Below are 25601 nucleotides of genomic sequence, written 5' to 3' on the forward strand. Positions count from 1 at the left end.
TTCCCTTGGTCACATTCACGCCTGAGAACTCCACCGAGTGAGGGGATTCACTCCGGAGAGGGAGGTGGGTGCCACTCAGGCAGGAGCACTGTGGTGATGTGACCGCAACGGTGGACCCAGCCAGTCAAACCAACGCCGTATTACGTCCTGCGAGTCGCGGGCAGGCAGCGCTCGTTCACCGTCGTCTCCGGATGCGGGATGTGTTGGCGGTGGGGCGGCCGGCGTTCTGGGTTGTGTCGGTGGTTCCTTATTACGTTGGGGTTCTGCTTGCCACGCATCGGCTGATCCCGGTGCCGCACGACTGGCCGCGGTTGCTCGTCGGGGCGGTGGTGATGGGCCCGTTGCTCTGGTTGTCGGTCCTCGCGATCAACGACGCGTACGACCTGCCCGGCGATCTGCTGAACCCGAGGAAGTCCACTTCCCCGCTGCTCGACGGACGCGTCTCGGTCCAGGCGGCCAAGCGGATCGCGGCGATCGCCGGAGTCGCTTCGGTGGCAGCCGGTCTCGCCGTCAATCCGGTCTTCGCGCTCGGAGTGCTGCTCGCCGTCGTCCTCGGCTATGCCTACAGCGTTCCGCCCGTGCGACTCAAGACCCGAGCTGGCTTCGACGTCGCAGCGAATTCGGTTGCCCTCGGCACCTTTGGGCCGGTCGCCGGCTGGGCCGCAGTGACCTCTGACCTGCACGGATTCCCGTGGCTGATGGCGTTGCAGGGAACGTTGGTTGCTGTTGGCCTCTACTTGCCGACTACGCTGGCTGATCTCGAGGCGGATCGGGCCGCCGGGTACAGGACGATCGCGGTTCGCCTCGGTGCGCGTACGACGTACCGGCTGGGGTTCGCGGCGTGGATCGCGGCCGCCGGACTGTCCGTCGTACTGGCGGCTGCCGATCTGGTGATCCCGCGCAGCATGCTCGTCCTGGAGATCGTGATGGTCCCGGTGCTCGTCGCGGCGTACCGGCGATTCATCGGGCCCGGCCAGACCTTCAAGGGCGTGATCGTTGTCGCCTCACTCTTCCTCTCCCCCTGCGCCGCCTTCGCGCTCACCTACGTCGGGATCCTCTGACCCTCACACACCAGGCCCCCACACCGTTCTACAGGTATGGATTTCGACTGGAAGCAACTGACGGCGGAACTCGAGCAGGTCGGCTGCGCGTTGACGCCGCCCTTGCTCACTCCGGCGCAATGCAAGGAGATCTCCGGGCTGTACGACGAGGTCGAGCGGTTCCGGGCGACGATCGACATGCAGCGCTACCGGTTCGGCTCCGGGCAGTACCGGTACTTCGACCACCCGCTTCCCGAGCTGGTGACGCGACTCAGGGAGTCGTTCTATCCGCACCTGCTGCCGATCGCGCGCGAATGGGCCGATCGGCTGGGCAAACCAGCGCCCTGGCCGGACACGTTCGCCGAGTGGCTCGACGACTGTCACCGCGCCGGGCAGACCCGGCCGACCCCGATCCTGCTCAGGTACAAGGCAGGCGACTGGAACGCGCTTCACCGCGATCTGTACGGCGACCTGGTGTTCCCGCTGCAGGTGGTGATCGGGCTCGACCGCCCAGGCGTCGACCATGCGGGCGGCGAGTTCCTGCTGGTGGAGCAACGCCCGCGGGCCCAGTCTCGCGGCACGGTCACGACGCTGCCGCAGGGTCAGGGACTGATCTTCACCACCCGGGACCGCCCGGTCGAATCCACCCGAGGCTGGTCGGCCGCACCGGTCCGCCACGGCGTCAGCACGGTCCGCTCAGGCATCCGCCACACCCTCGGCCTGGTCCTCCACGACGCCGCTTAATCCGCAGGCGCCGGGCTCGCGGAGTTGGTAGAACTTGGTGGTCCTGTCGAACCTGCACTGGAGTCGCGATGTATCCGGAGACCGAGCCGTACGACCAAGGGATGCTCGATGTCGGTGATGGGCATCGCATCTACTGGGAGGTCTGCGGGAATCCCGATGGGAAGCCCGCGGTGGTGCTGCACGGCGGGCCGGGGTCGGGGGCGGGGAAGTTCTGGCGTAGGTACTTCGACCCGGCGCGGTATCGGGTTGTGTTGTTCGACCAGCGGAACTGCGGCCGGAGTACGCCGGATGCCGCCGAAGCCGAGGTGGATCTGAGCACAAATACCACCTCGCACCTGATCGCGGATATCGAGCAACTGCGGAATCATCTGGGTATCGACAAGTGGCTCGTTGTCGGTGGCTCCTGGGGAGCGACGCTCGGCTTCGCGTACGCCGAGCAGCATCCCGGGTCCGTGTCGGAGATGGTCATCTTCAGCGTCACGAACACCACCCAGCGCGAGGTCGACTGGATCACGCGGGACATGGGCCGGATCTTCCCGGCCGAGTGGGCGCGCTTCCGGGACGTCGTACCGGAGGACGAGCGGGACGGCAACCTCGCGCTCGCCTACAGCCGGCTGCTGCACGACGCGGATCCCGCCGTACGCGAGAAGGCCGCGCGTGCGTGGTGCGACTGGGAGGACACGCACGTCGCGACCCATGCGGGACACAAACCGGATCCGCGCTACCAAGATCCCGTACTACGGCTCCGCCTGGCGCGAATCGTCACCCACTACTGGGGAAACGCGGCCTGGTTGCCGGACGGCGTACTGGTTCGCGAAGCAGGCCAGCTCACCGGGATCCCCGGCGTACTGGTCCACGGCCGCCTCGACATCAGCAGCCCGGCCGACATCGCCTGGAACATGGCCCAGGGCCCTGGCCCGACGCCGAACTCCACCTGGTCGAAACCGCAGGCCACGGCCTCGGCACCGCAAGCATGTCCGACCTCGTCATCACCGCCCTCAACCGCTTCGCCGGACCGGCGTAGATCGCCGCAGGACAGCTCGTGATCACTCAGTGTGAAAGGTGATGCGGGCGCCTTTACAACGATGGATGGCGCGCTCACTCTGTTGGGATGACGTTGACCCGTGGTGAGCTCGAGATCGACTACGACCTGGATCAGGCTTCGATCACCCACTTCGCTGCCGACGGTTTCGTCAAGCTTCGGAAAGTGCTTAGCCCGGCGACGATCGCCGCGTACGAGCCTGAGATCACCGGCAAGGTGATCGAGCTGAATACCCAGCATCTGCCGTTGGAGGAGCGCGATACCTACGGGAAGGCGTTCCTGCAGGTGATGAATCTGTGGCAGAACAGTGAGCTGGTGCTGGAGTTCGTGTCGTCGCCGCGGCTTGCGCGGATCGCGGCGCAGTTGCTCGGCGTACGGTCGGTACGGCTGTACCACGATCAGGCGCTCTACAAGGAGTCCGGCGGTGGGGTGACGCCCTGGCATGCGGATCAGTACTACTGGCCGTTCGCGACGGATCGCTGTGTGACGGCGTGGATCCCGTTGCAGGAAACGCCGTTGGAGATGGGGCCGCTGGCGTTCGCCGCCGGGAGTCAGTCGTTCGACCATGGGCGGGATCTGCCGATCAGCGACGACTCGGAGCGCATTCTCCAGACGGCGCTGGCCGAGCAGAAGTACCCCGAGGTGGTGGAGGCGTTCGAGTTGGGCGACGTGAGCTACCACCGGGGCTGGACCTTCCACCATGCGGGGGCGAACGAGACCGACATCCCGCGCCGGGTGATGACGGTGATCTACGTCGATGCGGAGATGGAGATCGCCGAGCCGGTGAACCGGTTCCAGGAAGCCGACCTGGCCACCTGGATGCCCGGCAACCAGCCCGGCGACCGCATCTCGTCGCCCCTGAACCCCGTCCTGTACTAGAAGCGGCGGCGGTGACCACGGCGGGGAGGCTCAACCCGGCGCGACCGCATCTCGGCGGCGAAGGATCCCTGCAACTCCGTTCTTTCGCTCTGTCATCATGCCCTCAACCTGTCGCAAGTAGCGGCCAGGTTCTGGCCTCTACTGAGATGAAGCCGCCGCGTAGCGAACAGCGAGCTGAGCAGCCGCCGTCTTCAACTCGACCGGCCCGACGAACTCCAGTTCGCACTCGAACATGCCGTACGTCGCGGCCACGCCGGTCCAGGACCAGCCGTTGAGGATCAGCCGGCAACTGCTGTCGGTGATCTCCTCGACGATCGCGTCGCGGCCGGCCCAGCGGGCGATATCGGCCGCCTTCGCCTGAAGAATCGCCTCGCCACGGCACGGCCATTGGTTCTGGCCGGAGAACTTGCTCGAGATGTACGCCGAGACGTCGGCCGCGGGCAGCTCGCGCGGGGTGAAGCGCGGCCCGGTCGGTGTCTTCGGCAACATCCGGTCCACCCGGAACGTCCGCCAGTCGTTACGTTCCAGGTCCCACGCGACCAGGTACCACCGCCCACCCCACGTGACCAGGTGATGCGGCTCGACGCGACGCGGCGGCACCCATTCGGTGACACCCGGCGACGCGTAGTCGAAGCGGAGCACCTCGCGGGCGCGCAACGCAGTACCGATCGCGATCAAGTGATCCGAGTCCACCTTCGTACGGCGTGAGTCGGCGTACTTGTCGACCGTCGTCACCTGCAATGCGTCCACCCGCTGGCGAAGCCTGGCCGGCATCACCTGGCGGACCGTGGCCAGCGCGCGAAGGGCGCCTTCCTCGATCCCGGTCACGGTCGTGGTCGCGGTCTGGAGCGCGACGGCGACCGCGATCGCCTGGTCGTCGTCGAACAGCAGCGGCGGCAGTTCGGCGCCCGCGTCGAGGCGGTAGCCACCGTCCGGGCCCTTGCTCGCACGGACGGGATAGCCGAGATCACGCAGCCGGTCCACGTCACGGCGAACCGTTCGCGGGCTGACCTCCAGCCGTTCGGCCAGCAGCGCGCCCGGCCAGTCGCGGCGCGCCTGGAGCAGGGACAGCAGCGAGAGGAGTCGAGCCGAGGTTTCGGACATGGGTTCAGATTGCCACGAGTAACGGCCAGAACCTGTCCTCTATTGCTGGAAATGTCTTCTGCATCAGCCCCCGCTTCGACGAAGGAGACAGCCAGTGATCAGCACCCGAGAGCTCACCAAGACCTTCGAGGTGAGCCGTACCGAGACCGTGCACGCGGTCCGCGGCATCAGCCTGACGGTCGAACCCGGCGAACTGGTCGCCGTCCTCGGCCCGAACGGCGCCGGCAAGACCACGACGCTGCGGATGCTCACCACTCTGATCGCCCCGACCTCCGGCACCGCCGAGGTCGCCGGGTACGACGTCGTCGCCGAGCCGAGCCAGGTCCGCCGGCAGATCGGGTACGTCGGTCAGGGCAACGGCGCGGGCCATTCGCAACGCGTAGCCGACGAGTTGGCCGGGCAGGGCGTGATCTACGGGCTCGATCGACGCGCGGCGAAACTGCGGGCGGAGGAGTTGCTCGAGTCGCTGGAGTTGAAGGACCTCGCCCGGCGCAAGGTCTCCGAGTTGTCAGGCGGTCAGCGCCGGCGGCTCGATGTCGCGATGGGTCTGGTCCACGCGCCCAAGCTGCTGTTCCTCGACGAGCCGTCGACCGGTCTCGACCCGCAGAACCGGGCGAACCTGTGGGATCACATCCTCCGGATGCGCGCGCAGTACGAGATGACGATCGTGCTGACCACGCATTACCTCGACGAGGCCGATTCAATGGCCGAGCGGGTCGTCGTGGTCGACCACGGACACGTCATCGCGGACGACACGGCCGACGCACTGAAGGCTTCATTGGCGGGCGATCAACTCATCCTGACCGTTGCCCCCAGCAACCACGCGGCCGTACGCCGGTTGGCGGGCCACCTACCTGGCGCGCGAGACCTCGCGGTCGACGGCGACCAGTTCACCGTCCGCGTGACGCATGGCCCGACCGCGCTGCCCATTCTGCTCGGCGCGACCCACCAACTCGGCGTACCGGTTGCTGCTGCGCAGGTGCATCGGCCGACCCTCGACGACGTGTTCCTCAACCTCACCGGCCGCAGCCTGCGCGAGGCCGGTACCAACGGAAAGGCAGCGGCATGACCACCCTCACCGTCCCCACCACCTCCCTCGCGACCACCGAGCCGGCGCAGCGGAACCTCTTCCGCGACATCGCGATCGTGATGACCCGGGAGCTGAGGCCGGTACTGCGGGATCCGTTCTCGCTGCTGTTCGGAATGATCCAGCCGTTGATCTTCCTCGGCCTGTTCGGGCCGCTGCTCCGCGGCTCGATGGGCGCGTCGTTCGGCGACGGCGTCTGGCAGTGGTTCGTGCCGTCGATCCTGGTGATGACCACGCTGTTCGGCACCTCGGCGACCGGGTCGAACCTGCTGTTCGAGTTCCAGACCGGCGCGCACGAACGGATGATGGTGACGCCGTTGTCGCGGTCGTCGCTGCTGATCGGGCGCGCGCTGAAGGAGATGGTGCCGCTGTTCGGTCAGGCGCTGATCGTGATCGCGGTGATGACGCCGTTCGGGTTCGACCTGCATGTCGATGGTGCCGTCGTCGGGCTGGCGCTGCTGGCCGTGTTCGGGATCGGGCTGGGCGCCTTCAGCTACGCGCTGGCGATCGCGGTCCGCAAGCAGGACTGGATGTTCTGGGTGGTGCAGCAGACCTTCCTGTTCCCGTTGATGATCCTGTCCGGGATGCTGCTGCCGCTGGAGACCGGACCCGGCTGGATGCAGGTGGCATCGAAGTTCAACCCGCTGTCCTATCTGGTCGACGCGGAGCGCTCGCTCTTCGCCGGCGAGATCAGCTCGACCGCGGTGCTCTGGGGCTGGCTCGCCGCCTTCATCACCGCGGCGGCCCGGGCTGACGGTAGGAATCCGGACGATGCTGCGCTCGGCTACCTGAGCGGCGCCGGGGTCACCTACAGCTTCAGGAGCGCTTCGCGAAGACCGGTCTCGGCTTCGTCGCCGAGCTTCTTGAACTGGCCGCGGAAGAGTGGCTCGAGCAGCCGGGTCACGCCCTTGAACTCGAACTCCGCCCGGTAGGTGACCTCGGTGCCGGCACCGGTGTCCCGGAACGTCATCGTGTCGAGCGCGGTCACGGTCTTGTTGTCGCCGCGCAACTGGAAGATCCGGTCCGCCTCGAGCTGCTGGACGACGTACTCCAGCTCGGTCTCGCGACCGGCGAACGAGGACTTGTTCTGGTACTTCGTCCCCACGCCGCCGTCGCCGTCGAGCTTGACCGTCGACACCGTCCCCGGATCCCACTCGACGGTGTTCTCGAAGTCGGACAGGTAGCTGAACACTGTCTCGATGGGCTTGCTCACGGTGACGGCACGTTCGATGGTGATCACCCTGGCTACGTTACCGGCCGGTCCACCCCGATCCACCCCGATCCACGGCGAATCTTATGCAGCGATCCGCCGATCCGAGATCCGGGCGAGTTCGGCGAAGTGGGGGCGGGTCGCGGGCGGAGACGTACCTTGGTCAGGATCGGGTGATGGCGATGATCTCGGGGATCGCCACGTCCCAGACCTGGGGTGGCAGTTCTTGACCGGCGCCTTCGAGTGGGACGTAACGGGCGCCCGGGATCTCCCGCGCGAGAGCCTCGCCATGCTCGGGCCGGAACATCGGGTCCTCGGTCCCGTGCATGACCAGCGCCGGTACAGCCGTTGGCAGTTCTCATCGCTGGTTGGGGAACTGTGCTGATCCGTACTGTGGAGTGGGTGTAGCTCCGCTGATCCCCTGCCGAGCCTCGCCTGAGCGGGCGCCTGAAGCGAGGGCGAGACCGAAGGCGATGACACCCAGGGCGCAGGCGATGGCGCGGACGTTGTTGGCCGGGTTCCACTTGGCCAGGTAGTTCAGCCAGTCCGCCGCACCGGCAGCCGATGTCGGGTCGAAGGTCGCCAGCTTGTCGTTCAGCGGGATGTTGACCGCGAAGCTGAGCACGATGACGCCGATCAGGTAGAGCGCGGCACCGCCCACCAGCCACCACTTGCCGGGACTGTTTTGGACGAACGCGATGATCGCGAGCGCCACGCAGACCAGCGCGGTCCCCATGAAGATGAGCAGGAAGAGCGGGTTCTGGATCCGGACGTTCATCAGGTTCATCGCGGCGGCGCCCTGACCGGCCGGCATCCGCTGCAGCGACCCCATCACGGCGGTCCCGAAGGCGAAGAAGACGCCGCCCATCAGCGCGGTGCCGACGAGAGCGGCGAGAGTGAGGATCTTGGTGAGGTTCATGCGGACCACACTCCTGTCTGCGCGGCGGTGCGCGCGTAGTCACGGAAATCGCGGGGAGCCCGGCCGAGTACCTGCTGGACCCCGTCGGAGACGTACTCGGATCGGTGGTTGCGGATCACGGCGAACAGGTCGCGGACAGCCTCGGCGTCCTCCTGCGGTACGCCGTACTCGACCAGTTCCGTCACATGCTCCCCGGGATCGAGGTCGACGTACCCGATCGGGCGGCCGGTCGCCGTACTGAGTTCGGCGGCGACCTCGGTCAGGGTGAGCGGGCGCGGCCCGGACAGCGAGTAGGTCTCGCCGGTGTGCCGCTCGTCCAGCAACGCGGTCGCCATCACCTCGCTGACGTCGTCGACGTCGATCCAGGCCTCGGCGCCGGTACCGGCCGACAGCCGGATCTCGCCGGCCAGGACGTCGTCGAGCAGGAAGTCCTCGCTGAAGTTCTGGGCGAACCACGCGGGCCGGACGATGGTCCAGTCGGCCCCGCTGTCCTTGAGGGCGTTCTCCAGGTCGAGCGAGCTTTCGTAGACCGCGAATTCGCGGCCGGGGCTGCCGACGCCGCGGCCGGACAGCAGCACCACCCGGCGGAGGCCTTCGGCGGCTGCTTGCTTGACGAATTTGCCGGCCTGGGCCAGACCCGTCGGACCGACCGGCGGTGCCAGGTACGCCGTGTCGACGCCGGCCCGCGGTCGCGGACCACGTGCTCTCGTCGTACCAGTCGAAAGGCTGCTCGCTGGAGCGGGAAGCGAGCCGGAACTCGATCTGCCGGGCGGCGAGGTGGCCGGCGACGCGGCGTCCGGTCTTGCCCTGGCCACCGAGGATGAGGATGGGTCGTGTCGTTGTCATGGGTTAATTTCATCGCGGTCCGATGAGACAAACCATGGTTGTCAGGCGCACTTCCATGTTCGAGCGTCTCACCCTCGCGATAAGCTCGGACCATGGACGTGCTCGACGATCTGCTGGCCGGCACCCGTGCGCGCGGGGGCGTGTTCAACCTGACGATCATGGATGCGCCCTGGGCGCTCGATATCCGTGACGAGGCGCAACTGGCGCTCGCGACCCTGGTGCGCGGATCCGCCTGGGTGGTGCGGGACGGGATCGTGCCGACCCGGATGGAAGAGGGCGACGTCGCGATCTTCAACGGGCCCGAGCCGTACGTCGTGGGTGACCACCCGGATACCCGGCCACAGCTGCGGATCCATCCGGGCGGCATCTGCGAACCGTTGCCTGGGGCACCTGTCGACTACAGTGCGCGGCTTGGGGTGCGGACCTACGGCGGACGGCTCGAAGGCGACGCGATGGTTGTCAGCGGCACCTATCAGTTGGAGGGTGACGTCAGCCGGCGGCTGCTGAACGCGTTGCCGTCGGTGCTCGTAGTACCGGCGGGTGCGGTCGCCGGTCACGTGATGTCGATGGTGCTGGGTGAGATCCAGCGCGACGAGCCGGGTCAGCAGAGTGTGCTGGACAGATGGCTCGATCTGGCGCTGATCACGACGCTGCGCGCATGGTTCGCCCGGCCGGATTCGCACGCACCCGGGTGGTACCAGGCGCAGAGCGACCCGGTCGTCGGGCTGGCGCTGCGGCTGCTGCACGAAGACCCGGCGTACCCGTGGAGTGTCGTGGAGCTGGCCGACCGCACGGGGGTCTCCCGCGCCAGCCTGGCCCGGCGGTTCAGCGGGCTGGTCGGTGAGGCACCGATGGCGTACCTCACCGGTTGGCGGATCGCCCTGGCCGCGGACCTGCTGCGCGAGACGGCCGATACGGTCGAGACCATCGCCCGCCGCGTCGGCTACGCGAACGCCTTCGCCTTGTCGGTCGCCTTCAAACGCCTCCGCGGCACAAACCCAACCACCCACCGCCGCACAGCGCTGCAATCTGCCTAACGCCTTATGTAGTTGTGGTGTTGATGAAGTCCAACGCCTGGGGCCAGGAGAGTTTGAAGGCTGCGGCGTTGACCTCGACGTCGTGGCGGGACTTGTCGGAGAAGCCGTGGTCCGCGCCTGGGTAGAACTGGGTGATGGTGGCGCCACTCGACCGGCCCTGGAGTGACGTCTGCAGTGCTTCGAAGTCGGCGACGGGCACCGCGGCGTCGTTGCCCGGGTAGATCACCAGCACCGGCGCGGTAATCGCTGCAGCCTCGGCGATCGTGTCGTACGAGTGGTTCGGCCGCAGCGCGGACGGCGTGGTCGGGTGGTACGCCGTGACGCTCGCGAGCCGGTGCTCCCTTGCCGCCAGCAACAACGCGAAGCGGCCGCCGAGGCACCAGCCGATCACGCCGGCCTTCGAACACCCGAGGTCGCCCAGCAGATGGTCGAGCAACGCCACCTGCTCGGCCAGCACGGTGTCGTCGTCGAGCCCACCCAGCAGCTCGCTCAGCTCTTCCCTGCTCGAGTTGTCCGTACTACGGCCCTTGAACGGATCCCAGACCAGCGCGGTGACCCCACGTCCGGCCAGCTCGTCCGCCCAGTCCCGGAGCTGCGCACCGATTCCGGTGATCATCGGCAGCAGCAACATGCCCGGCCCGGCACCGGCCGAAGCCGGGCGGGCCAGGTAAGCAGTGAGATCCCCAACGGAAACAGTCGACGTTTCGATACTCATGCCGCGAGGCTATCCCTGGACGCGATTCGCCTTCAGCATCCGGAGGCCGGCGACGTTGACCATCACCAGGATGATCGCCGAGAAGATCAACAGCGCGACCTGGTCCGGGAGGAAGGCGACGCCGACGCCGATCGAGAGGACGGGGACCGCGAGACCGGCGTACGCGATCAGGAACAGGGCGGCGAGAACCTCACCGCGCGAGCCGGCGTCCGCCAGCGAAGCGGCAGTCACGACAGCTCCACGGAAGACCAGGCCGACGCCCGCACCGGCGACGACACCACCGATCACGAACAGCCACAGACTGGGAGCCAGTCCGCCGACCGCGACACCGATGAGGCCGACCGACATCAGCACCAGCCCGAGCTGCAACTGCCGCTGCCGGGTCAGCCGCACGAACACGGCCTGGCTCAGCGCACCCGCGACGAAGACCGCGAAGGTCACCACCCCGGCGAGCAGCCGCGAGGTGTGATGCAGGGTGCCGCCCAGGAACGTCGGTGCCAGCGAGGTGAAGAGTCCGAAGATCGCGAAGGCGGCGAACGCTCCGGCTGCGGTCGCGAAGAACAACGGCTTCGCGGCGCTCGGCAAGGCCACCTTCTGCGGCCGGTACGCCGGTCGCTCCTCCAGCCGCTCGACCGTCTCCGGAACCAGCGCGATCCCGACGGCGCTGATCAGCAGCAGGACCAGGAACACCTCGTACGGACGGTCGAGCGGCCTGGACACGTACTCCGCCAGGATCCCGCCGACGAGAGGCCCGAACGCGAGGCCGCCGAGGTTCACCATCGAGGAGATCAGCGCCGACCGGCTCGGGTCCTGCTCCGGTCGCGCGATCTGCCGGAGTTCGGAGAGATGCGCGGTCGCGGTGGCGGTCAGCGCCCCGACTCCGACACCCGAGATGAACCGAGCCAGCAGCAGGCCGGGAACGTCCTGCCAGAGCAGGAAGATCACGGCGGACACAGCCTCTGCCAGTACTGCGAGCAGCGCGACCCGGCGACGGCCGAGCCAATCGCTGACGTGGCCGGCCAGGTAGAGGCTCGCCATCACGCCGACCGCGTAGGTGGCGAAGATGACCGTGATCATGAAGGTCGGGAAGCCGTCCCGGCGCTGGTAGATCGCGTAGAGCGGGGTGGGGACCGTGGAGAAGGCCATCGTGATCAGGAATGCGGCCGCGATCACCCAGAAGCCCGTGCCGTGGGCGAACCGCACGCGCGAGCCGGCCTGGGAGAGCGGTCGGGGGCCGGTCAGTGTTGTCATGTCTCCAGAGTGAGCCGCTTCATCTATCGAGTCCAACGAATCTTCTTGCACTCACTTATCGACGTTAGCGATAATAGACGCTATGGACTCGAGACAGTTGGAGTACTTCGTCGCGGTGGCCGAGGAGTTGAGCTTCACCCGGGCGGCGCAGCGGATGTTCGCGGTCCAGTCCACCGTCTCGGCCGCCATCCGGGCCTTGGAGACGGATCTCAAGACCACCTTGTTCGACCGCTCCACCCGGCGGGTCACCTTGTCCGCCACCGGCGAGGCGCTGTTGCCGGAGGCGAAGGCCGCTCTGGAGGCGCTGGACCGGGCCCGCGCGGTGGTCGAGGAGGCGTCGACCGGGCTCCGCGGCAACATCCGGATCGGCACGTTGACGCGACTCGGGCTGGTGGATCTCGCCGCGCTGCTCGGCGCGTTCTACCAGAAGTACCCGTTGGTCGAGGTCCAGGTGACCACCTCGCCGACCGGTTCCAGCGGCCTGGCCGACGACGTCCGGCACGGCCGGCTCGACGTTTCCCTGGTCGGGCTGAACCCCACCGAGCTGACCGGACTGCAGCCACGCGAGCTGGCCACCGTGCCGTACGTCGTACTGGTGCCCCCGGACCACCGGCTGGCCGGTCGCGACGGGATCCGGCTGAAAGACCTCACCGGCGAACGCTTCATCGACCAGCTGGGCGGGTTCGGCAACCGGATCGCTGTCGATCGCGCCTTCGACAACGCCGGGATCCCGCGCCGGGTGCAGGTGGAGGTCCCCGATCTGACCAGCGTGCCGGACTACGTCCGCGCGGGGTTGGGAGTGGCCGTAGTACCGGCGCTTGATGCCGACGGACAGCCTGGGGTGACCGCGCTGCGGCTTACGGACGTGAAGCTGACCTGGACGCTGTCGGCGATCACGCTGAGCGGCAAGCGACCGAGCAGAGCGGTGACCGCTCTCCTCGACCTGCTCACCGACTCGATCCTCCCCCGCAACGCCTTCTAGACCCAGCTTGGCGCCTGGCTACTGTGGGCTGATGGATGACGGGTGGGATCAGGGCGGGGCCGGGGTTTTGCGGCTTCCGTCGGGGCGGTTGGTACGAGGTCGGGGGCTGCGGAATCCCTTACCTGCTGGACAGTTGCCGACGTACGGGGTCTATCTGCTGGGCAAGGAGCCGCCCGAGGTCAGCTGGGAATCACGCTGGCTCGTGTGGCCGGACTTCCGGTTGCCGAAGGATCGCGTCGAGGCGCGGTCGGTGCTGGTGCAGCTCCTCGATCGCGCGACGTCGGAGCGGGTCGAGGTCGCCTGCGCCAGTGGGCGGGGGCGGACCGGAACGGCGCTGGCTTGTCTGGCCGTGCTTGACGGCGTACCGGCTTCTCGAGCAGTGGAGTTCGTCCGTGCGAACTACGACCATCATGCCGTCGAGACGCCCTGGCAGAAGAGGTTCGTACGCCGCTTCGCCGGCTGAGGCGAGCGCAGTACGGAGTACTGACGGTTTTGACTGGATACTGGCGCGGTGGATGTGTCTGAGGGCGAGGCCCCGCCGGAGCGCGCCGGCTACCGGCGGTCGGCCGGGTCGGCGCGGGGTGAAGCGCGGCGGCTCGAACTGCTCGAGAAGGTGACCGACGAGCTCGGCGTCAACGGGCTTGTCGACTTCTCGCTCCGGCGGGCGGCACGCGCAGCCGGGACCACGCACAAGGTGTTGCTCTATTACTTCGACGGCCCCGAAGACCTGCTCACGCAGGCGGTACTGCGACTTCGCACCCGCCGGATCGACCGAAGCATGGCCGCCGCGGCGGAGGAATCAGCCAGCCGAACGCTGGCAGGGCGAGTGCGCGCGATGTGGCCGGTTCTCGTCGGCGAGGAGGCGTGGGTGCTGGACCAGGCGATCGGGCTGGCGATGTACGACTCGGCGCGGTACGCGCAACTCGCTCGGGAAGCGTCCAAGCAGTACCTGCCGTCGCTGCTCTCGATCTGCCCTGACGATTGGGATCCACGCCGCAAGCACGAGGTCGCCGAGATGATCCTCGGCGTGCTTCGCGGCTTCCTGGTCGAATGGCGCACCAGCGGCGACGGCGACGGCATCAACGCCGGCTTCGCCGCACTCGACCGGGCACTTACCCGCGAAGAGTCCACTCCGGCCTGAGCGTCCCGACCGACAGGTAGTGCACCCCCGTACGGCGTACGCGGGGTACCCGGCAACGCCTGGGTGCACTAGTTGCCATCGGCCACTACCTGTCCATCGGGACAGCTCTGGACAGTTTGCGAACCAGGTGGTTCACTTTAGCGAGAGTGGTCCGGGCTGGAGAGGGAGCTGGTGGGTCTGTGGAGCGGGTGCGGGTGCGGTTTGCGAGTGGGGATGTGGAGTGTGTGGCCTGGCACTATCCGGGCACGAACGGCGGGTGCGTGATCATGGCCGGCGGGTTCGCCGTGACCAAGGAGCCAGGGACCGATAGGTTCGCGCAGCGGTTCCACGAGGCGGGGTTCTCCGTGCTGGCCTTCGACTACCGGCATCTCGGGGAGAGCGGTGGGGAGCCGCGGCAAGTGGCTCGCGTCGGGGAGCAACTGGCCGACTGGCGGGCCGCGATCGAGTACGCCGGGACGCTGCCGGAGGTCGATCCGGGCAAGATCGCGATCTGGGCGTTCTCGCTCTCGGGCGGCTACATCTTCCCGGTCGCCGCGCGGAACCCGCAGCTCGCGGCCGCCATCGCACAGACGCCCAACGCCGACGGGCCGGCCGCGGCCCGGAACGCGGCTCGCCATCAGAAGCCGTCGACCATGCTGCATTTCACCGGCCGGGCGATCCTCGATGCGCTCGGCAGTCTCATCGGCAGGCCGCCGCGGCTGGTGCCGCTCGTAGCTGAGCCGGGCACGGTCGCGCTGCTCACCACGCCAGACGCCCAGCGAACCAATGAGGCACTGAATCCTGGCAACCAGTACCCGGACTGGCTGCAGCTCGTCGCCGCCCGCTCCGCGCTCCGCGTCACCCTCTACCGACCAGGCAGGCATGCGCCGCAGGTGAAGGTACCGCTGCTCGTAGTCGTCGCCGACCAAGACCAATCAGCACTCGCCGCACCCTCGATCGCCGCGGCCGGCCGAGCGCCGCATGCCGAACTCATCCGCGTCCCCGGCGGTCACTACGCGCCTTTCCTGGAACAACACGAGCCCGTCGTCGAGGCCGAACTCGCATTCCTCCGCCAGCACCTCCTCAACCAACCCGCGACCACACCCAGGCAGACCGGCGCAGCAGGCGAGGCACCGGTTGTCCAGCTTCGGCGGGGCGCGTGAAAGAGATCGAATTGCCGGCCGGGACGATCGAGTACGTCGACGTCGGGTCCGGGCCGACGATCGTGTTGCTGCACGGGTTGATGATGGACTCATCGCTCTGGGACGGCCCGGTCGCGGAGTTGTCGGCCGGCCACCGTTGCGTAGTACCGACTCTTCCGCTCGGTGCCCATCGACGCGCCATGCGGCCCGAGGCCGATCTGTCGTTGCCGGGCGTGGCCCGGTTGGTCGAGGAGTTCCTCGATCGCCTGGACCTGAGGGACGTCACGCTGGTCGGCAACGACACCGGCGGAGCACTGGTCCAGTTGATGCTCCCCTCCGACCGCGTCGGCCGGATCGTGCTGGTGTCCTGCGAGGCGTTCGACAACCTGCCGCCCGGGCTCACCGGGAAGATGCTCGCGCTGGTCGGCAAGCTCTCGCCGGGCCTGCTCGGGCTGTTCCTCCAGCAGCTCCGCCTCCGGGCAATGCGGCGGTTGCCGATCACCTTCGGTTGGCTGACCAAGCGAGGCGACGCGGCTACCGCCCGATGGTTACAGCCCGTACTGCGGGACGCGGCGATCCGGCGAGACGCAGTACGGGTACTGCGAGCAGCCTTCGCCGACAAACACCTCCTGCTGAAGGCGTCCGAGGAGCTACCCGCCTTCGACCGGCCGGCGCTCGTGATCTGGGCCGCCCAGGATCGGGTGATGCCACCGGAGCACGGGCGGCGGCTGGCGGATCTTCTTCCCCAGGGCAAGCTGATCGAGGTCGACGACAGCTACACGCTCATCCCCCTCGACCAGCCCGCCCGGCTGGCGCAGCTGATCGCCGAGTTCGCCTGAGCCTCGGTGCCGTGGCGAGTGCGCGATATCCCGTTGACGCCGCCCGGCCTGGTGGCGTTGGGTCGGATGGGTGACGATCGAACGCTCGAACCCTGCAGGGCTGCACGCGACGCCCGGGTATCACCATGTGACCAAGGTCGAGGCTGAGCAGCTGGTGTTTCTGGCTGGGCAGTGTCCGCTGGATGAGGCCGGGGAGCTGGCCGAGGGCGGGTTCGACGGGCAGACCGACCAGGTGGTCCGGAACATCCTGGTTGCCCTCGAGTCGGTCGGCGCGCGCCCGGAGGACGTCGTACGGACTGTCATCTATGTGGTCAGCCCGGTGCGGGAGGACCTCAGCGCGGTGTGGGCCCGGTTGACCGAGTCGCCGCTCGCGCCCGCTTTCAGTACTGCGAGCACGCTGCTCGGCGTCGCCCAACTCGGCTTCCCGGGCCAACTCGTCGAGGTCGACGTCACCGCCGCGCTTTAGAACGGGTGGTTGGGCTGGAGGAGTTCGTCGGAGTCATAACGGGCCCGGAGCTCCCACAGACGCTCGTAGTCCCCCTCGTCGAAGGCGGCTCGGAGGTCGGCTTCGTCGAGCGCGGCGCTGCTGAAGTTGAGCAACCGCCCGATCACCTGGTCGGCGAACGGGTCGAGGATCGCGCGCTGCAACGCGCTCTCGTCCTTCTCACCGATCGAGAGCACAGTCACCGAGTACTGCGCGTCGCGGTGACCCATCGCGTTCGGGACCTCGGGCGCTTTGGCGAGCGCTCCGCCGAGGTGCCGGATGCCGATGATGCAGCGCGCCTTCCGCCCGGTCAGCTTCGGCACGGTGGCCAGCGCCTTCGGGTCGAGCGCGCTCAGCAGGACGTTGCGGGAGCTGAAGGCATCGGCCCGATCCGGCTCGGCGAAGATCTTGGCCGACTCGGTGTACGGCAGCTCTCCGACGGTGTCGACCAACGGCTCACCGATCTGCCGGAGCGGCCGGACCAGGTCCTCGCCGCCGTCGAGAATGCTGAGCTGGAATTGGGCGACGTGCTTCCCGCGAAGCGGCGCCGGGACCTGCGGGATGTCCGGGAACACCAGTACTGCGACCGCCGAGGTGACGCTGTCGGGGACGGTGAGGGTCCACTCCCGCCAGGTTTCGAGCGCACCCGGGTTTGCCTTGAGGTCGTAGTACAAGCTTCCGCCGTACAGGGTCTTGACCGGGAACAGGTCGATCTCCAGGCGGGTGACGATGCCGAAGTTGCCGATGCCGCCGCGAAGCGCCCAGAACAAGTTGGGGTCGTCCTCGGCGTTCCGTAGTACGCCGTCGGGCGTGACGACCTCGATCCGGCGGACGTGGTCGGCCGTGTAGCCGTACTGCCGCGCCATCAGGCCGAGGCCGCCGCCGAGGATGTACGGGATCGCGCCGAGATTCGGGAAGCTGCCGGAGAGAGGCGCGAGTCCATGCGGTGCGGCGGCATCGATGACCTGCTTCCAGGTCGCGCCGGCTTCGATCCATGCGGTCTTGGCGTCCGGATCGATGGTGACGTTGCTGAGGCGGTCGGTGGTGATGAGGATGCCGCCGTCGAGCGGGTTCAGGTGGCCGTGGCCCGTGGCCTTCACCGCGAGCTTGAGGCCGTTCTCGTGGGCAAATCGCACCGCCAACTGGACGTCCTGAGCGCACGTGACGCCCACGACGTACGCCGGCTGATGCGGGTCGAGGCGCTGGAATCCCAGCCGGGCCTCGTCGTACCCGTCCGTGTCCTTCGTCCACAGCGGCCCGTCGATGGTGCTCAGTTCGGTAGTCATATGAAGGGACGCTAATCGCCATTCCGGACTCATCTTGTCCTAAAGATCTGCGACTCTGGATCCTGTGAGTGCGCGAAAGGATCTGCCCGGGCGAATGCTCCGGCTGCTGGCCTTGCTGCAGAGCCGGCGCAAGTGGTCCGGCGCCGAGTTGGCCGAGCGCCTCGGCGTCACCGGCCGGACCGTACGGCGTGACGTCGAGCGACTCCGCGCCCTCGACTACCCGGTCACCGGTACGACGGGGCTCGCGGGCGGGTACCGGCTCGCCTCGGGGAAGAACGTGCCGCCCCTGTTGCTGGACGACGACGAAGCCGTCGCTGTGGCGATCGGGCTCGCGAGTGCGGCGGCCGGCGGAGTCGCGGGGATCGAGGAGAGCTCGATGAGCGCACTCGCCAAGCTGGAGCAGGTGCTGCCGCCGCGATTACGGCCCCAAGTTGCTGCGGTCAGCGCGGCCGAAGTGGTGGTGCGGGACGGGATGCCGCAGGTGGATCCCGGGCTGCTCGCAGTATTGGCGGCTTGTTGCCGGGACCTGGAGATCGTTGCCTTCGGCTACTCGACACGGCGTGGTGAGCCGACCCAGCGGCGGGTCGAACCGCATCGGCTGGTGACGCTGCACGGTCGCTGGTACCTGCTCGCCTACGACCCGGATCGGAGGGATTGGCGGACGTTCCGGGTGGACCGGATCTCCGACGTCGCACCGACCCGCCATCACTTCGAAGCGCGGGAGCTCCCGGCCGCGGACGCCGCGTCGTACCTGGCCGAGTCCTTCGCGTCGGCCTCTTATCGGCACTGGGTCCGGATCGAGGTGGAGCTGCCCTTATCGGCGGTGCGAGCAGCCTTCTTCGGCCTGATCCCGGGCCGGCTCTATCCCACCGGTGACGATGCCTGCGTACTACGGATCACCGCCGACTCGCCATCGCTGCTGATCCAGTACGTTGCCGGCGTGGTCGCGCTCGGCGCGCCGTACACGCTCGAAGCCTCACCCGAACTGGCTGACCTCATCGACAAGGTCGGCCGGCAACTGCACGGCTGACTTCGTGGCCTTCTGAGTGCGGAAGCTTTTGAGGAGCACGACGTCGCGCTTGTGAGTCGGCGCCTCGACGTGCATCAGGACCCGCTCGAGCCCGTCACCCGGTCTCCTCGCCGCCCCTCGCGGCGGGGAGACCATCCGGACGAGACCTATTGCAACAGCTCCTCTCGGTGTCGGGCTGGTGGCTCGGTCAGGCGGTGAGGAGGCCGAGGCCGAGGGTGATGACGCCGATCGCGAGGCTGGCCGCACCGGCGGCGAGCATCCAGATGAACTGGTTCGGCTTGGTCCGGTCCTTGCCGGCGGACGAGGCGAAGAAGCCGCCGGACATCAGGATGGCGGCGATCGGAACTCCGAGCCGGCCCACCCAGAGGAAGAATCCGGACAGGCTGGTCGAGTCGACGTACAGCAGCCCGACCAGGCTCAGGATCACCAGTACGCCGGCATGCCCGTGACCAGCACGCGCGAACGACTTCTGGAACTCGGTCATCGGGACGTCCCCGCGAACGATCTTGGTCATGAACCAGCCACCGAACTCGATCGTGGCGATGGTCAGCAGGATCACCCCCGCGATCATCCGGGACGGGTCGCTCAGTTCCATGATGGTGCTCCTTCGGTGGATGCCTGCCGGGGCCGGCGAGACGCGGTCAGCAGACGCCGTACGGGCGTGCTGTCCGCCGAGCGCGCTACCCAGAGCACGACGGCGATATAGAGAATCTGTTCGGGGATCCGCTGCCAGAGCGGGGTCGCGCTTTCGCCGTTCGCGAACGACACATCGGCGACGGCATCGTAGATGTTGGCCGGGAGCAACATCACGAACAGGGCGGCGAGGCTCAGCCCGGCTGCCCACCTGGTTGACGCGATCATCGGGATCATTCCTTGTCTTGGATAGCCACGCTATCCGTTAATGGACACTGGTACTATCCATCACAGGCGACGAGGAGGCAAGTGGATTTTGCGGATCGCTGAGTTGAGCCGGGTCTCCGGGGTGCCGGTGCCCACGATCAAGTACTACCTGCGCGAAAGCCTGCTTCCCCCCGGCGAGCTGACCAGCCCGAACCAGGCGAGCTACGGCGAGCTCCACGTACGCCGGTTGCGACTCGTACGCGCCTTGATCGACCTCGCCGGCGTGCCTGTCGCCCAGGTGAAGGAGATCTTGGCCGGGCTGGACTCGGAAACGATGTCCCTACACGACCAGATCGGCCGCGCCCACCGCGCGATCATCTCGCGCCGGCAGCTCACCTCAGCCCCACAGGACAGCACCACCGAAGCAGCCGCCGCCCAGGTCGAAGCCCTGATCAAGTCCCGCGACTGGAAGGTCGAGGCCGACGCCCCCGCACTCACGACCTTGACGGAGACGCTCGCGACCATGCGCTCCCTCGGCCAGGATCACCTCGCCAACCTCCTCGACGCCTACGCCGACGCCGTCGAGAAGTTCACCGCCCTAGAGGTCGCCGCCGTCACCTCCGGCCCCGACCACACCACCCCCGGCCAAATCGCCGAAAGCGTCATCATCGGCACCATCCTCGGCGAAACCCTCATCTCGTCCCTCCGCCTCCTATCCCAAGAATCCACCTCAGCCCACCGCTGGACCTAGCTCGATCAGCCGTCGTGGTCCTCTGTGCGAAGTGGGATGAGTAGCCCCGACGGTGTCAGTGGCGTCGATGTCCGCCCGCGTCTTGCGATGCTGCAGAGGTGAAGTCGGGATTCCACCGCACGGCGATTCCGTCGCGGCGACCGATCTGTTCGAGTCGTTCGGTCAGGCGACGCTGGAGCTGACCGAGCTCCTCAGCGCCGGCGGCCTCGGCAGACAGCGCCAGCCCTTCGGCTGTCGCGCGCATCCTGCAGGTTGCTCCGCCGAAGTCGACCAGGAGCCCGCCGTCGTCGTCGAGCTGAGCCTGGATGCCGCCTGGCCGATGAGCGAAGTGCTTGGCGAACTGCTCCAGGTAGCGATCCGCTCTGCCAGTCACCACGAGTGCCTCTGAGCCGGTCATCGCCATCTCTCCTTTCACTTTTACGATACACAGTGTCAAGGTCAATGCGATCTGTCTATAGGCAGGACGAGCTGTAAGGTACAGCTGTGCCGAAGCTGTGGAACGTCACGATCGAGGCGCACCGCAACGCGGTGCGCGACGCGACCCTGACCGCGACCGCAGCACTGGTCGCCGAGCACGGTCCGGCCGCGGTGACGATGTCGCAGATCGCCAAAGAGACAGGCATCGGCCGCGCGACCCTCTACAAGTACTTTCCCGACGTAGAGACGATCCTCACCGCCTGGCACGAGCGGCAGGTCCAGTCGCACCTGGACCAGCTCGCGGCGATCCGCGACCGCGCAGACTCCCCCGCCGAACGACTAGAGGCCGTCCTGGCGGCGTACGCCGTGCTTTCGCACCAGCACCCCGGATCCGACCTCGCCACCTCGCTCCACCGAGCCGACCACGTCAGCCAGGCCCGGCAGCACCTCCACACCTTCATCCGAGACCTACTGTCGGACGCCGCCGCAGCCGGCGATGTCCGCACAGACGTCCCTCCCGGCGAGCTCGCGATCTACTGCCTCCACGCCCTCACCGCCGCCGGCGCCCTACCCACCAAAGCCGCCATCCACCGCCTGGTAGCAGTAACCCTGACAGCCCTCCACCCGTGATCAGCCGTCGTGGGCCATATCCACGAACCGCGAGTAGTGGCCCTGGAACGCCACAACGATGTCTGCGGTCGGGCCGTTGCGGTGCTTGGCCACGATGAAGTCCGCTTCACCGGGCCGAGTGGACTCCCGCTCGTAGGCGTCTTCGCGGTGCAACAGGATGACCAAGTCGGCATCCTGTTCGAGCGAGCCTGATTCGCGGAGGTCGGAGGCCATCGGGCGTTTGTCGGAGCGTTGTTCGGAGCCTCGGTTGAGCTGGCAGATGGCGATGACGGGGAGTTCGAGTTCCTTGGCGAGGAGCTTGATGGAGCGGGAGAACTCGGAGACCTCGAGTTGGCGGGACTCGACCTTCTTGCCGGACGTCATCAGCTGGAGGTAGTCGATGACGATCAGCTTCAGGTCGTGGCGCTGCTTGAGGCGGCGGGCCTTGGCGCGGATCTCCATCATGGTGAGGTTCGGCGAGTCGTCGATGAACAGCGGCGCCTCGGACACCTCGCCCATCTTGCGCGCCAGCCGGGCCCAGTCCTCGTCGGTCATCTTGCCGTTGCGCATGTGGTGCAGCGGCACCTTCGCCTCCGCCGAGAGCAACCGCATGGTGATCTCGTTGCGGCTCATCTCCAGCGAGAAGACACACGACGTCAGGCCGTGCTTGATCGAAGCCGACCTGGCGAAGTCCAGCCCGAGCGTGGAGTTGTGGGTCGGGATCATCGACTTGCCGGCCAGGTACAGGTGGTCGTCGTTGTCGACCTCCACGCACCGCACCGGCACACTCGCGACCGGCTCGACCCGCTCCAGCCGACGGTCGGAATCGCCGATGATGCCGGTCGAGACACCGTGCCCGATGACCTCGCGCGGCGCCGATCGCGGCACCAGCGGAGTCAGCCCGGAGTTGCCTCCCATGGCGCTGTACAGATCCAGCGTCGTGCAGACGACGGACTGGCCTCCGTCCTCGACGACCCACTGGTGGTTCGCGTCGGCGATGAGGGTGGTGTGGTCGGAGAAAATGAGCTCGTAGCAGGGCCGGTCGTACAGCACCTCGGTGGCGGCGACCACCCGGGTGGGGCGGCCGTCGGCGTCGATCAGCTCGTCGCCGGCCGCGACCTCGCCCATCGTGGTCCAGCCGGTCGGTGTCGGCAGCGGGGTGTCCAGCGCCAGCGCCTTACCCATCGCCGGCCGGGCCGCGACGATGACCATCTGGCCGGGGTGCAGGCCGTTGGTGAGCTCGTCGAGGTCGGTGAAGCCGGTCGGGACGCCGACCATCGCGTCACCGCGGGAGTCGATCGCCTCGATCTCGTCGAGGGCGCCCTCCATGATGTCCTTCAGCGGCGCGTAGTCCTCGGTGGTGCGCTTCTCGGTGACCGAGTAGATCTCCGCTTGCGCCTGGTCGACGACATCGTCGACCTCACCCTCACCGGCGTACCCGATCTGGACGATCTTGGTCCCGGCCTCGACCAGGCGGCGCAGGATCGCCTTCTCCCGGACGATGTGCGCGTAGTACCCGGCGTTCGCGGCGAGCGGCACCGAGGCGACCAGGGTGTGCACGTACGGCGCGCCGCCGATCCGCGCCATCTCGCCACGCTTGGCCAGCTCGGCGGCGACAGTGATCGCGTCAGCCGGCTCGCCCCGGGCATACAGGTCGGTGACCGCGTCGAAGACGATCTCGTGCGCCGGCCGGTAGAAGTCCGTGCCCCGCAGGGTCTCGATCACGTCCGCGATCGCGTCCTTGCTGAGCATCATCGCGCCGAGCACACACTGCTCGGCGGCCAGGTCCTGGGGTGGGGTCCGGTCGAAACCCAGCTGTGGGGAGCGCTCTTCGTTCCCGCCGCCGCCCGGCCCCCCGCGGAACTCCGCAACGCTCACTCGTCCGACCTCCTCGTCCGCCACCCGAACCCACATCGCACCCGCACGCGCCAGCGCCGCACAGACGCGGATCCAGCACGTTTTCGAACAACTGATCGAATGGTAACCAGCAGCGCCGACACTTTCTACCGGCACATCCGCAGGCGTTCCCGACCCCGAGACTGCGGGCGGACGGTGTCAGTCACGCGACCGTACGCCCCGGACCCCGGACCCTGGTAGTCAGCCGTCCACAGGGGGTGTGGACAAGCCGTGCATAACCCGCCGATCAGGTGTGCACAGGTTGGGTATATCCCTGTGGATAGTTGGGGACGAAGATCCACAACCTGCCTCTGACCTGCGAGTTTGTCTACCCACAACTGTGGAGAAGAAAAAGATTCGATACCCCCAGGTCCGATGCGCTGTCTCACTCCTTCCCCGCCCCACCACCCCGGGCAGGGACACAGGCGGCGCCAGGCACAATGATCCCCGTGCCCCTTACCTGGCCGGCCCAGGACCGGGAGATCCTCCGGCTGGCCGTGCCGGCGTTCTTCGCGCTGGTCTCCGAGCCGCTGATGCTGCTGGCCGACTCCGCGATCGTGGGACACCTCGGTACGCCGCAACTGGCGGCGCTGGGAGTCGCCGGGACGATCCTGCAGACCCTGGTCGGGATCTGCGTCTTTCTGGCCTACGGCACGACCTCCGCAGTGGCGAGGCGGATCGGCGCGGGTGACCACAAGGGAGCACTCGCGCAGGGCATCGACGGACTCTGGCTAGCCCTGCTGCTCGGCGTAGTACTGGCTGTTGCCGGGCTACTGCTGGCCCCGCTCGCGATAGCCGGGTTCCACCCTTCGCCGGACGTAGCGGACTACGCGGTCACCTACCTGCGGATCTCCTGCTTCGGCATACCGTCCATGCTCCTGCTGCTGGCAGCGACCGGCGTACTGCGTGGTCTGCAGGACACCAAGACCCCCATGGTGGTCGCCATCTCGGCCAACCTGGTCAACATCGGTCTCAACCTCTTCCTGGTCTACGGCCTCAACCTGAACATCGCCGGCTCAGCACTCGGTACTGCGCTCGCCCAGACCGCGGCCGGAGTGGCACTGGTCGTCGTGGTGGTTCGTGGTGCTCGCAAGGACGGCGCCAAACTGCGGCCTGACCGCCCGGGGATCCTCGCCTCGGCGCACGCCGGCATCCCACTCGTAGTACGGACGATGACGCTGCGGGTCGCGATCGTGCTCACCACCTTCGTAGCAACCTCACTCGGTACTACGTCGGTCGCGGCACACCAGGTCGCCTTCACACTGTGGACGTTCCTCGCCCTTGCGCTCGACGCGATCGCTATCGCGGCCCAGGCGCTGACAGGACGATCACTGGGCGCAGGGGACGTCGCAGGCACCCGGGCGATCACCCGTCGGATGATGTGGTGGGGCCTGGGGTCGGGTGTGGTCAGCGGTCTGGCGCTGTGGGGTCTGCGAGACCTCTACGTGCCCTTGTTCACCACTGACCCCGAGGTGCGTCACACACTGGCCGCAGTACTGCTGGTTGCCGCGATCTGGCAGCCGATCAACGGTGTGGTGTTTGTACTGGACGGCGTACTGATCGGGGCGGGCGACGGGCCGTACCTGGCGGTGGCGGGGATCATCGCGTTGATCCTGTTCGCACCGCTGGCGCTCAGCGTGCAGTGGCTCGACGGCGGGATCATCGCGCTGTGGTGGGCGTTCGGTGGGTACATGCTGCTGCGCTTCCTCACCCTGGTACTGCGCGAGCGCCGCGACGCCTGGCTGGTCACCGGCGCAGTCCGCTGAATCAGCGAGCCTCTAGCGCCAAGGGTCGAGAGCATGTTTGCCAGTCGTCCGCCTTGCTTCGAGCTCCCGGAGTACCACTGGCCCGTCTGCCAACGGGTGGAGCTGTGGGCGACCTGGTGGATAGACGCCTTGGGCAACGAGTCCATGCAGTTCGGTGAGCAGCGACCGGTACAGAGCCGGCGCAGCGGTGGCCAGGGCTCCGATGTGCAGTCCTTTGACCTGCACCGGGTTGGTGAACACCAGGTCGCGAGTAGTCAGAGTGGCGTCTCCGGAGGATGCTCCGAACACGACGACTCGTCCGCTGATCGGCTTGGCGACGGACAGGCTGGCCGCGAAGGTAGTCCGTCCCACTGACTCCAGGACCAGGTCAACACCACCGGTCAGGCGGGTGACCTCCACCGCGAGGTCGGCACGCGCACTGTCCAGGACCTTATCGGCACCAAGCGCTAGTACGGCGTCATGCTTGGCTGGTGCGGCAGTAGCAATCACTCGGGCGCCGTAGTGGTGAGCAAGGCGGACGGCAGCCTGACCCACACCGCCTGCCGCGGCGTGGATGAGCACGGTC

At 67.6% G+C, this 25601-nt stretch carries 29 protein-coding genes and 1 pseudogene; 17 read left to right on the plus strand and 13 right to left on the minus strand.

Annotated elements, in window-relative coordinates; translation table 11 throughout:
* Window positions 1-191: 191 nt before the first annotated feature.
* The 4 genes from F1D05_RS19990 to F1D05_RS20005 all read left to right on the plus strand — a co-directional run bounded on the left by F1D05_RS19990 (window position 192) and on the right by F1D05_RS20005 (window position 3705).
* Window positions 192-1061, plus strand: coding sequence for a UbiA prenyltransferase family protein (locus F1D05_RS19990; protein WP_246485790.1), 870 nt, complete (start codon window positions 192-194; stop codon window positions 1059-1061).
* 36 nt (window positions 1062-1097) lie between these two features.
* Window positions 1098-1784 (plus strand): 2OG-Fe(II) oxygenase, encoded by a 687-nt coding sequence (locus tag F1D05_RS19995; RefSeq protein ID WP_185441712.1) that lies wholly within the window; start codon window positions 1098-1100, stop codon window positions 1782-1784.
* A gap of 68 nt (window positions 1785-1852) precedes the next feature.
* A complete protein-coding gene (pip, locus tag F1D05_RS20000) occupies window positions 1853-2830 on the plus strand; it encodes a prolyl aminopeptidase (RefSeq protein WP_246485791.1) in 978 nt (325 codons plus the stop codon).
* Between the two features lie 65 nt (window positions 2831-2895).
* A complete protein-coding gene (locus F1D05_RS20005) occupies window positions 2896-3705 on the plus strand; it encodes a phytanoyl-CoA dioxygenase family protein (protein WP_185441713.1) in 810 nt (269 codons plus the stop codon).
* A gap of 138 nt (window positions 3706-3843) precedes the next feature.
* Here the strand turns inward: F1D05_RS20005 and F1D05_RS20010 are convergent, their stop codons facing one another.
* Window positions 3844-4809 carry a helix-turn-helix transcriptional regulator gene (locus tag F1D05_RS20010; RefSeq protein WP_185441714.1) on the minus strand — a complete coding sequence of 322 codons (966 nt, stop codon included), beginning with the start codon at window positions 4807-4809 and terminating at the stop codon, window positions 3844-3846.
* A 94-nt stretch (window positions 4810-4903) separates the two neighbouring features.
* Here F1D05_RS20010 and F1D05_RS20015 point away from each other — a divergent pair, with 94 nt between their 5' ends.
* Both F1D05_RS20015 and F1D05_RS20020 read left to right on the plus strand, forming a co-directional pair.
* On the plus strand, window positions 4904-5878 hold the full coding sequence (locus tag F1D05_RS20015; protein WP_185441715.1) for an ATP-binding cassette domain-containing protein: 975 nt from the start codon (window positions 4904-4906) through the stop codon (window positions 5876-5878).
* An 80-nt stretch (window positions 5879-5958) separates the two neighbouring features.
* Window positions 5959-6570: pseudogene (locus F1D05_RS20020) on the plus strand (ABC transporter permease); the annotation flags it as partial.
* Window positions 6571-6704: 134 nt separating this feature from the next.
* Here the strand turns inward: F1D05_RS20020 and F1D05_RS20025 are convergent.
* The 4 genes from F1D05_RS20025 to F1D05_RS20040 form a co-directional block, all read right to left on the minus strand.
* Complete coding sequence (locus F1D05_RS20025; RefSeq protein ID WP_206685771.1) at window positions 6705-7136, minus strand: SRPBCC family protein; 432 nt, start codon at window positions 7134-7136, stop codon at window positions 6705-6707.
* Between the two features lie 133 nt (window positions 7137-7269).
* Entirely contained in the window at window positions 7270-7434 is a 165-nt protein-coding gene (locus F1D05_RS20030) for an alpha/beta fold hydrolase (RefSeq protein WP_185441716.1), read from the minus strand.
* Between the two features lie 30 nt (window positions 7435-7464).
* Window positions 7465-8025: a DUF1772 domain-containing protein gene (locus F1D05_RS20035; RefSeq protein WP_185441717.1), complete on the minus strand. Its 561-nt coding sequence runs from the start codon at window positions 8023-8025 to the stop codon at window positions 7465-7467.
* The gene (locus F1D05_RS20040; protein WP_246485792.1) at window positions 8022-8840 is read right to left on the minus strand and encodes an NAD(P)H-binding protein; all 819 of its coding nucleotides are present in this window, start codon (window positions 8838-8840) and stop codon (window positions 8022-8024) included. Before F1D05_RS20040 ends, F1D05_RS20035 begins: the two co-directional genes overlap by 4 nt.
* 123 nt (window positions 8841-8963) lie before the next feature.
* Between F1D05_RS20040 and F1D05_RS20045 the strand changes: the two genes are divergently transcribed.
* Window positions 8964-9908 carry an AraC family transcriptional regulator gene (locus F1D05_RS20045; RefSeq protein ID WP_185441718.1) on the plus strand — a complete coding sequence of 315 codons (945 nt, stop codon included), beginning with the start codon at window positions 8964-8966 and terminating at the stop codon, window positions 9906-9908.
* Between the two features lie 4 nt (window positions 9909-9912).
* Here the strand turns inward: F1D05_RS20045 and F1D05_RS20050 are convergent, their stop codons facing one another.
* Together F1D05_RS20050 and F1D05_RS20055 are read right to left on the minus strand one after the other, a co-directional pair.
* Window positions 9913-10623, minus strand: coding sequence for a dienelactone hydrolase family protein (locus F1D05_RS20050; protein WP_185441719.1), 711 nt, complete (start codon window positions 10621-10623; stop codon window positions 9913-9915).
* A 9-nt stretch (window positions 10624-10632) separates the two neighbouring features.
* On the minus strand, window positions 10633-11874 hold the full coding sequence (locus tag F1D05_RS20055) for an MFS transporter (RefSeq protein WP_185441720.1): 1242 nt from the start codon (window positions 11872-11874) through the stop codon (window positions 10633-10635).
* 82 nt (window positions 11875-11956) lie between these two features.
* Here F1D05_RS20055 and F1D05_RS20060 point away from each other — a divergent pair, with 82 nt between their 5' ends.
* The 6 genes from F1D05_RS20060 (at window position 11957) to F1D05_RS20085 (ending at window position 16423) form a co-directional block, all read left to right on the plus strand.
* Window positions 11957-12856 (plus strand): LysR family transcriptional regulator, encoded by a 900-nt coding sequence (locus F1D05_RS20060; protein ID WP_185441721.1) that lies wholly within the window; start codon window positions 11957-11959, stop codon window positions 12854-12856.
* A 31-nt stretch (window positions 12857-12887) separates the two neighbouring features.
* Complete coding sequence (locus F1D05_RS20065; RefSeq protein WP_185441722.1) at window positions 12888-13319, plus strand: protein-tyrosine phosphatase family protein; 432 nt, start codon at window positions 12888-12890, stop codon at window positions 13317-13319.
* 48 nt (window positions 13320-13367) lie between these two features.
* The gene (locus F1D05_RS20070) at window positions 13368-13997 is read left to right on the plus strand and encodes a hypothetical protein (RefSeq protein WP_206685772.1); all 630 of its coding nucleotides are present in this window, start codon (window positions 13368-13370) and stop codon (window positions 13995-13997) included.
* Window positions 13998-14221: 224 nt separating this feature from the next.
* Window positions 14222-15139 (plus strand): alpha/beta hydrolase, encoded by a 918-nt coding sequence (locus tag F1D05_RS20075; RefSeq protein ID WP_206685773.1) that lies wholly within the window; start codon window positions 14222-14224, stop codon window positions 15137-15139.
* Window positions 15136-15957, plus strand: a complete 822-nt coding sequence (locus tag F1D05_RS20080; protein WP_185441723.1) for an alpha/beta fold hydrolase — start codon at window positions 15136-15138, stop codon at window positions 15955-15957. The genes F1D05_RS20075 and F1D05_RS20080 overlap by 4 nt, the downstream gene beginning before the upstream one ends.
* A gap of 70 nt (window positions 15958-16027) precedes the next feature.
* On the plus strand, window positions 16028-16423 hold the full coding sequence (locus F1D05_RS20085) for a RidA family protein (RefSeq protein WP_185441724.1): 396 nt from the start codon (window positions 16028-16030) through the stop codon (window positions 16421-16423).
* Here the strand turns inward: F1D05_RS20085 and F1D05_RS20090 are convergent.
* Window positions 16420-17727 (minus strand): FAD-binding oxidoreductase, encoded by a 1308-nt coding sequence (locus F1D05_RS20090; RefSeq protein ID WP_185441725.1) that lies wholly within the window; start codon window positions 17725-17727, stop codon window positions 16420-16422. The two genes, F1D05_RS20085 and F1D05_RS20090, sit on opposite strands and share 4 nt — an antisense overlap.
* A 64-nt stretch (window positions 17728-17791) precedes the next feature.
* On the opposite strand from F1D05_RS20090, the gene F1D05_RS20095 reads away from it, so the two are divergent.
* Complete coding sequence (locus F1D05_RS20095; protein ID WP_246485793.1) at window positions 17792-18757, plus strand: helix-turn-helix transcriptional regulator; 966 nt, start codon at window positions 17792-17794, stop codon at window positions 18755-18757.
* A 187-nt stretch (window positions 18758-18944) separates the two neighbouring features.
* Here the strand turns inward: F1D05_RS20095 and F1D05_RS20100 are convergent, their stop codons facing one another.
* Both F1D05_RS20100 and F1D05_RS20105 read right to left on the minus strand, forming a co-directional pair.
* On the minus strand, window positions 18945-19352 hold the full coding sequence (locus tag F1D05_RS20100; protein ID WP_185441726.1) for a hypothetical protein: 408 nt from the start codon (window positions 19350-19352) through the stop codon (window positions 18945-18947).
* On the minus strand, window positions 19343-19618 hold the full coding sequence (locus F1D05_RS20105; protein ID WP_206685774.1) for a hypothetical protein: 276 nt from the start codon (window positions 19616-19618) through the stop codon (window positions 19343-19345). Before F1D05_RS20105 ends, F1D05_RS20100 begins: the two co-directional genes overlap by 10 nt.
* An 88-nt stretch (window positions 19619-19706) precedes the next feature.
* On the opposite strand from F1D05_RS20105, the gene F1D05_RS20110 reads away from it, so the two are divergent.
* Window positions 19707-20348, plus strand: a complete 642-nt coding sequence (locus F1D05_RS20110; RefSeq protein ID WP_185441727.1) for a MerR family transcriptional regulator — start codon at window positions 19707-19709, stop codon at window positions 20346-20348.
* A gap of 55 nt (window positions 20349-20403) precedes the next feature.
* Here F1D05_RS20110 and F1D05_RS20115 read toward each other — a convergent pair whose 3' ends face one another.
* Entirely contained in the window at window positions 20404-20745 is a 342-nt protein-coding gene (locus tag F1D05_RS20115) for a DUF2218 domain-containing protein (protein WP_185441728.1), read from the minus strand.
* Between the two features lie 86 nt (window positions 20746-20831).
* On the opposite strand from F1D05_RS20115, the gene F1D05_RS20120 reads away from it, so the two are divergent.
* Window positions 20832-21395 carry a TetR/AcrR family transcriptional regulator gene (locus tag F1D05_RS20120; RefSeq protein ID WP_185441729.1) on the plus strand — a complete coding sequence of 188 codons (564 nt, stop codon included), beginning with the start codon at window positions 20832-20834 and terminating at the stop codon, window positions 21393-21395.
* Here F1D05_RS20120 and dnaB read toward each other — a convergent pair whose 3' ends face one another.
* A complete protein-coding gene (dnaB, locus tag F1D05_RS20125) occupies window positions 21396-23288 on the minus strand; it encodes a replicative DNA helicase (protein ID WP_428994967.1) in 1893 nt (630 codons plus the stop codon). It abuts the gene before it with no gap.
* Window positions 23289-23710: 422 nt separating this feature from the next.
* Between dnaB and F1D05_RS20130 the strand changes: the two genes are divergently transcribed.
* Complete coding sequence (locus tag F1D05_RS20130; RefSeq protein ID WP_185441730.1) at window positions 23711-25036, plus strand: MATE family efflux transporter; 1326 nt, start codon at window positions 23711-23713, stop codon at window positions 25034-25036.
* 12 nt (window positions 25037-25048) lie between these two features.
* On the opposite strand, the gene F1D05_RS40495 is transcribed toward F1D05_RS20130, so the two are convergent.
* Window positions 25049-25597, minus strand: coding sequence for a zinc-binding dehydrogenase (locus tag F1D05_RS40495; RefSeq protein ID WP_246485794.1), 549 nt, complete (start codon window positions 25595-25597; stop codon window positions 25049-25051).
* Between the last annotated feature and the right edge of the window lie 4 nt (window positions 25598-25601).

It is taken from the genome of Kribbella qitaiheensis (assembly GCF_014217565.1).
GTDB classification, from domain to species: Bacteria; Actinomycetota; Actinomycetes; order Propionibacteriales; family Kribbellaceae; genus Kribbella; species Kribbella qitaiheensis_A.